Consider the following 5,872-nt stretch of genomic DNA (forward strand, 5'->3'; position numbering starts at 1 on the left):
TACACAATTCCTGTAGGAGCTGCCGAAGGCTGCGATCTTTTGCTTCAACAGGCTGCAAACCCTTGCTCCACCACATAATGTTTTTCAGTTATATAAACATTCTTAAATAGTCTTTTTAAGAATATCCGCGCCTCTCTTATATTGCTCCCACGCCGAACGCAGTGCCGCCCACTGCCAGGCATATCCCATTCAAAGGAGCAGCACCATGAGCGCATCCCTTCGCAGCGTTGACGGTCAGGACGAAAGCACCATCTTGCGTGAAATCCAGAGCGCTCTGCGCGATCTGCGTTTCGGCGCGGTGGAGATCACTGTGCACAACGCACAAGTCGTGCAGATCGAACGCAAAGAGAAATTCCGTTTGCAGCAACCGGGTAAACAACCGGGCTAAAAGATCGCAGCCTGCGGCAGCTCCTACGGGGGATTTATGCAGGAGCTGCCGAAGGCTGCGATCTTTGAACCGGCAACACGATTTCCGAAATACATAAGAAAAAGCCACCACCAGAATTCCAGGAGCTTTCACCATGTCGTCGATTCGCCGTTACGCTTTGGCCGCCTTGGCCAGCGCTGTGTTTGCCGGTTCCGCGGTTGCCAAGGATTACGAACTGCTCAATGTGTCGTATGACCCGACGCGCGAGCTGTATCAGGACTACAACGCTGAATTCATCAAGTTCTGGCAGAAAGACCACGCTGGCGACACGGTGAAAATCCAGCAATCTCACGGCGGTTCGGGCAAACAGGGCCGTGCGGTGATCGACGGTCTGCGCGCTGACGTCGTGACCCTGGCCCTGGCCGGTGACATCGACGAAATCGCCAAACTCGGCAAGACCCTGCCTGCCGACTGGCAGAAGCGTCTGCCGGAAGCGAGCACGCCGTACACCTCGACCATCGTCTTCCTGGTGCGCAAGGGCAACCCGAAAGGTATCAAGGACTGGGGCGATCTGGTCAAGAACGATGTCTCGGTGATCACCCCGAACCCGAAAACCTCCGGCGGTGCGCGCTGGAACTTCCTCGCCGCCTGGGCCTACGGCCTGAAAGCCAACGGCGGTGACGAAGCCAAAGCCAAAGAATATGTGCAGACCCTGTTCAAGCACGTGCCGATCCTCGACACCGGTGCACGCGGTTCGACCATTACCTTCGTCAACAACGGGCAGGGTGACGTGTTGCTGGCCTGGGAAAACGAAGCGTTCCTGGCACTGAAAGAAGATGGCGGCGCCGACAAGTTCGACATCGTCGTGCCTTCGCTGTCGATCCTCGCCGAGCCACCAGTGGCCGTGGTCGACAAAAACGCCGAGAAAAAAGGCAACGAGCAGATCGCCGAAGCGTATCTGAAACACCTGTACAGCCCGGCCGGTCAGGAAATCGCCGCGAAGAACTTCTACCGTCCGCGTGACAAGGATGTAGCTGCCAAGTACGCCCAGCAGTTCCCGAAACTGGACCTGGTGACCATCGACAAGGACTTCGGCGGCTGGAAAACCGCGCAGCCGAAATTCTTCAACGACGGTGGCGTGTTCGACCAGATTTATCAGGCGCAGTAATCTGACTTCAGCCACACATCAAGCCTGAAGCCAGGCGCGGAAAATGTGGGAGCGAGCTTGCTCGCGAAAGCGGAGTGTCAGACGACGTAGAGTTGGCTGATACTCCCTCTTCGCGAGCAAGCTCGCTCCCACATTGGTGCGTTCAGCGGAATGCTTTTTAACCAAGGACTTTTATGTCGCGTCGTATCTCCCCCGTCATACCCGGCTTCGGGCTGACGCTGGGCTACACCTTGGTGTACCTCAGCCTGATTGTGCTTATCCCGCTGGCGGCGATGTTCGTCCACGCCGCCCAACTCACCTGGGATCAGTTCTGGACGATCATTTCCGCACCACGGGTGCTGGCCGCGTTGAAGCTGAGCTTCGGCACCGCGCTGTGTGCCGCGATCATCAACGGCATCATCGGCACGCTGCTGGCCTGGGTGCTGGTGCGCTACACCTTCCCGGGGCGCAAGGTGATCGACGCGATGATCGATTTGCCGTTCGCCCTGCCGACCGCCGTAGCCGGTATCGCGTTGACCGCGCTGTACGCGCCGGCCGGTCTGGTCGGGCAATTCGCCGCTGATCTCGGTTTCAAGATTGCCTATACCCCGCTGGGTATCACCCTCGCGTTGACCTTCGTCACCCTGCCGTTCGTGGTGCGCACGGTGCAGCCGGTGCTGGCCGACATTCCCCGTGAAGTCGAAGAAGCTGCCGCGTGCCTCGGCGCGAAACCGTTGCAGGTGTTCCGCCACATCCTCGTCCCGGCGCTGTTGCCTGCCTGGCTCACTGGTTTTGCCTTGGCGTTCGCGCGAGGCGTCGGCGAGTACGGTTCGGTGATTTTCATCGCCGGCAACATGCCGATGAAAACCGAGATCCTGCCGCTGCTGATCATGGTCAAACTCGACCAATACGATTACACCGGCGCTACCGCCATCGGCGTGCTGATGCTGGTGGTTTCCTTCGTCCTGTTGCTGCTGATCAACTTGCTGCAGCGGCGCATCGAAACCCCATAAGGAGGCGCGAACATGTCCCAATCGTCTATTGCGGCCGCCTCTTCGGCCAACGCTGCACGCCGTGGCAGCGCCACTTCGCGCAGAATCCTGATCGGCCTGGGCTGGCTGGTCTTTTTCCTGTTTCTGCTGCTGCCGTTGTTCATTGTGGTATCGCAGGGTTTGAAGAATGGCCTCGGCGCATTTTTCACCGCGATCTTTGAACCGGATGCACTGTCGGCGCTGAAACTCACCGTATTCGCCGTGCTGATTTCGGTACCGCTGAATCTGGTGTTCGGGGTCAGCGCCGCGTGGTGCGTGAGCAAATACTCGTTCCGCGGCAAGAGCATGCTGGTGACCCTGATCGACCTGCCGTTCTCGGTGTCGCCGGTGATCGCTGGTCTGGTCTACGTGCTGATGTTCGGTGCGCAGGGTCTGTTCGGGCCGTGGCTGCAGGATCACGACATCCAGATCGTCTTCGCCCTGCCGGGCATCGTGCTGGCGACGATTTTCGTCACCGTGCCGTTCGTGGCCCGTGAGCTGATCCCGCTGATGCAGGAACAAGGCACTCAGGAAGAGGAAGCCGCGCGCCTGCTCGGCGCCAACGGCTGGCAGATGTTCTGGCACGTGACCGTCCCCAATATCAAATGGGGCCTGATCTATGGCGTAGTGCTGTGTACCGCGCGGGCCATGGGTGAATTCGGTGCGGTGTCGGTGGTCTCCGGGCACATTCGCGGGGTGACCAACACCTTGCCGCTGCACGTCGAGATCCTCTACAACGAATACAACCACGTGGCCGCGTTCGCCGTGGCGAGCCTGTTGCTGATCCTGGCGCTCTTCATCCTGCTGCTCAAGCAGTGGAGCGAAAACCGTATCAACCGCCTGCGCGCCAGCGCCGCGGAGGAATAATTCATGTCGATCGAAGTGCGTAACGTCAGCAAGAATTTCAATGCCTTCAAGGCGCTGGACAACATCAGCCTGGACATCCACAGCGGTGAGCTGGTCGCGCTGCTCGGCCCGTCGGGCTGCGGCAAGACCACCCTGCTGCGGATTATCGCCGGCCTGGAAACCCCGGATAACGGCAACATCGTCTTCCACGGTGAAGACGTCTCCGGCCACGATGTGCGTGATCGCAACGTCGGTTTCGTGTTCCAGCACTACGCGTTGTTCCGGCACATGACCGTGTTCGACAACGTCGCCTTCGGCCTGCGCATGAAACCGAAGAACCAGCGCCCGAGCGAAAGCCAGATCGCGACCAAGGTCCACGAACTGCTGAACATGGTGCAGCTGGACTGGCTGTCGGATCGTTATCCGGAGCAGTTGTCCGGTGGTCAGCGTCAGCGTATCGCCCTGGCCCGTGCCTTGGCGGTCGAACCGAAAGTACTGCTGCTCGACGAACCGTTTGGGGCCCTGGATGCCAAGGTGCGTAAAGAACTGCGCCGCTGGTTGGCGCGTCTGCACGAAGACATCAACCTGACCTCGGTGTTCGTGACCCACGACCAGGAAGAAGCGATGGAAGTCGCCGACCGTATCGTGGTGATGAACAAGGGCGTGATCGAACAGATCGGCTCACCGGGCGACGTCTACGAGAACCCGGCCAGCGATTTCGTTTATCACTTCCTCGGCGACTCGAACCGCTTGCTGTTGAGCGACGACAACCACGTGCTGTTCCGTCCGCATGAGGTGTCTTTGTCCAGGCATGAGCTGGAAGATCACCATGCGGCTGAGGTGCGTGATATTCGACCGTTGGGCGCGACTACGCGGGTGACGTTGAAGGTTGAGGGGCAGACTGATTTGATTGAGGCCGAAGTGGTGAAAGATCACGACAGCCTGATCGGCTTGGCCAAGGGTGAGACCCTGTTCTTCAAGCCGAAGGTCTGGCAGAAAGTCGCCAACCTTTGAGATCAAAAGCTTCGCGAGCAAGCTCGCTCCCACAGGGAATTCGGTCAGACATGAAGTTTGTGTTCAGCGCCAGTCCACTGTGGGAGCGAGCTTGCTCGCGAATGCGATTTAGATTGCCGCACGGTTCGGATTAACCCGCACCACACCCGCCCGCGCCTCGATCTGTTCTTTCAATTCATGCCGCATCCCAAGCATGAACGCCAACTCGGCCACGACAAACAACGGCCCGACAATCAGCCCCGACACATCATCGACAAACGCCGGTTTGCGCCCTTCATAGTGATGCCCGACAAACTGGATCACCCAGCCGATCACAAACATCGCCAGGCCGCTGCTCAGCCAGACCATGGTGCTCTGCTGCGCCAGCACATGGCCGGCCCAGACCGACAAGCCCATCAGCACGGTCATCAAGACCCCGAGCTTCACTTCCAGTCGCAGGTAAAACCACGCCGAAGCCAGCGCCACGACAACCGCTGGAGATATCCACAACCCGCCCAGCGACCATTCCGGGCGCGACAACAACACCGCCACGGCCACCACAATCAGCGGAATGCCGATAAAGTGGCTGGCAATGTTGCGCGGATCACGGTGGTAGGCGGCGTATTGACTGAGATGGTCGACGAGGCTTTTCATTGTTGTTCCTCCGGTAGGGTTGATCGCATCATCCCTCGGGATCAGGGTTCGCTCTGTCAGGCAGGCGACAATCCAGGAGTGTTTATGCAAATTCGTTCGCGATTGATGAGCGGCCAGTGGTTCAGTCATCTACCGGTGTCCTTTCAGGATAGTCTGTTGGCGGCGGCCCGGGAGCGGCGGCTGACGGCAGGGCAGCGCTTGTTTCAGCGCGGTGATGCGCCGTGCGGCTTGTACGCGGTGCTCGATGGCGCCGTGCGCATCGGGGCGGTGAGTGAGCAGGGTAAGGAGGCGCTGTTGAGTCTGGTTGAGGCGCCGCACTGGTTCGGCGAAATCTGCCTGTTCGACGGCCAGCCGCGTACCCATGACGCCTATGCCGTCGGGCCGTGCACGTTGCTCAATATTCCGCAGGCGACGCTGCTGAAACTGCTCGATGAGCAGCCGGTGTACTGGCGACATCTGGCGTTGCTGATGAGCCACAAACTGCGCCTGGCCTTTATCAATCTGGAACAACTGAGCCTGCTGCCAGCGCCGGCGCGTCTGGCTCATCGCTTGCTGATGATCGCCGAAGGCTACGGCGAACTCGACGCGCCACGCCGGGTGCTGCAACTGCCGCAGGAGCAATTGGCGTCGATGCTGTCGCTGTCGCGGCAGACCACCAACCAGATCCTCAAGGATTTGCAGGGGCAGGGGATTATCGGGCTTGGGTATGGCGAGATCGAAATCCTCGACCCCGCGCGATTGCGCGCCCTGGCCACGATCTAGGAACTTCACACAATCCATTGTAGGAGTGAGCCTGCTCGCGATAGCGGTCTGTCAGTCACAGATTGATCAACT

General features: G+C 59.4%; 7 protein-coding genes. 6 read left to right on the top strand and 1 reads right to left on the bottom strand.

Annotation, left to right across the window (positions count from 1 at the left end; all coding sequences use genetic code 11):
- Window positions 1-205: 205 nt before the first annotated feature.
- The 5 genes from oscA (at window position 206) to ACW9IR_RS28450 (ending at window position 4,405) form a co-directional block, all read left to right on the top strand.
- A complete protein-coding gene (gene oscA / locus ACW9IR_RS28430) occupies window positions 206-388 on the top strand; it encodes a sulfur starvation response protein OscA (RefSeq protein ID WP_007917682.1) in 183 nt (60 codons plus the stop codon).
- A 133-nt stretch (window positions 389-521) separates the two neighbouring features.
- Complete coding sequence (locus ACW9IR_RS28435) at window positions 522-1,535, top strand: sulfate ABC transporter substrate-binding protein (RefSeq protein WP_038367242.1); 1,014 nt, start codon at window positions 522-524, stop codon at window positions 1,533-1,535.
- A gap of 173 nt (window positions 1,536-1,708) precedes the next feature.
- Window positions 1,709-2,527, top strand: a complete 819-nt coding sequence (cysT, locus tag ACW9IR_RS28440; RefSeq protein WP_038367238.1) for a sulfate ABC transporter permease subunit CysT — start codon at window positions 1,709-1,711, stop codon at window positions 2,525-2,527.
- Window positions 2,528-2,539: 12 nt separating this feature from the next.
- Window positions 2,540-3,412, top strand: a complete 873-nt coding sequence (cysW, locus tag ACW9IR_RS28445; RefSeq protein WP_038367233.1) for a sulfate ABC transporter permease subunit CysW — start codon at window positions 2,540-2,542, stop codon at window positions 3,410-3,412.
- 3 nt (window positions 3,413-3,415) lie between these two features.
- Window positions 3,416-4,405, top strand: a complete 990-nt coding sequence (locus tag ACW9IR_RS28450) for a sulfate/molybdate ABC transporter ATP-binding protein (protein WP_457465943.1) — start codon at window positions 3,416-3,418, stop codon at window positions 4,403-4,405.
- A gap of 108 nt (window positions 4,406-4,513) precedes the next feature.
- On the opposite strand, the gene ACW9IR_RS28455 is transcribed toward ACW9IR_RS28450, so the two are convergent.
- Window positions 4,514-5,038: an Mpo1 family 2-hydroxy fatty acid dioxygenase gene (locus ACW9IR_RS28455; RefSeq protein WP_457465945.1), complete on the bottom strand. Its 525-nt coding sequence runs from the start codon at window positions 5,036-5,038 to the stop codon at window positions 4,514-4,516.
- Between the two features lie 84 nt (window positions 5,039-5,122).
- Between ACW9IR_RS28455 and ACW9IR_RS28460 the strand changes: the two genes are divergently transcribed.
- Window positions 5,123-5,800, top strand: coding sequence for a Crp/Fnr family transcriptional regulator (locus ACW9IR_RS28460; protein ID WP_457465947.1), 678 nt, complete (start codon window positions 5,123-5,125; stop codon window positions 5,798-5,800).
- Window positions 5,801-5,872: the final 72 nt, after the last annotated feature.

The sequence above is a fragment of the Pseudomonas sp. SDT291_1_S447 genome (assembly GCF_054070155.1).

What these genes read in the sequence shown, in the direction of transcription:
- cysT (WP_038367238.1), top strand. Translation starts at nt 1,709, where the DNA reads ATGTCGCGTCGTATCTCCCCCGTCATACCCGGCTTCGGGCTGACGCTG.
- ACW9IR_RS28435 (WP_038367242.1), top strand. Translation starts at nt 522, where the DNA reads ATGTCGTCGATTCGCCGTTACGCTTTGGCCGCCTTGGCCAGCGCTGTG.
- ACW9IR_RS28455 (WP_457465945.1), bottom strand. Translation starts at nt 5,038, where the DNA reads ATGAAAAGCCTCGTCGACCATCTCAGTCAATACGCCGCCTACCACCGT.
- ACW9IR_RS28450 (WP_457465943.1), top strand. Translation starts at nt 3,416, where the DNA reads ATGTCGATCGAAGTGCGTAACGTCAGCAAGAATTTCAATGCCTTCAAG.
- cysW (WP_038367233.1), top strand. Translation starts at nt 2,540, where the DNA reads ATGTCCCAATCGTCTATTGCGGCCGCCTCTTCGGCCAACGCTGCACGC.
- oscA (WP_007917682.1), top strand. Translation starts at nt 206, where the DNA reads ATGAGCGCATCCCTTCGCAGCGTTGACGGTCAGGACGAAAGCACCATC.
- ACW9IR_RS28460 (WP_457465947.1), top strand. Translation starts at nt 5,123, where the DNA reads ATGCAAATTCGTTCGCGATTGATGAGCGGCCAGTGGTTCAGTCATCTA.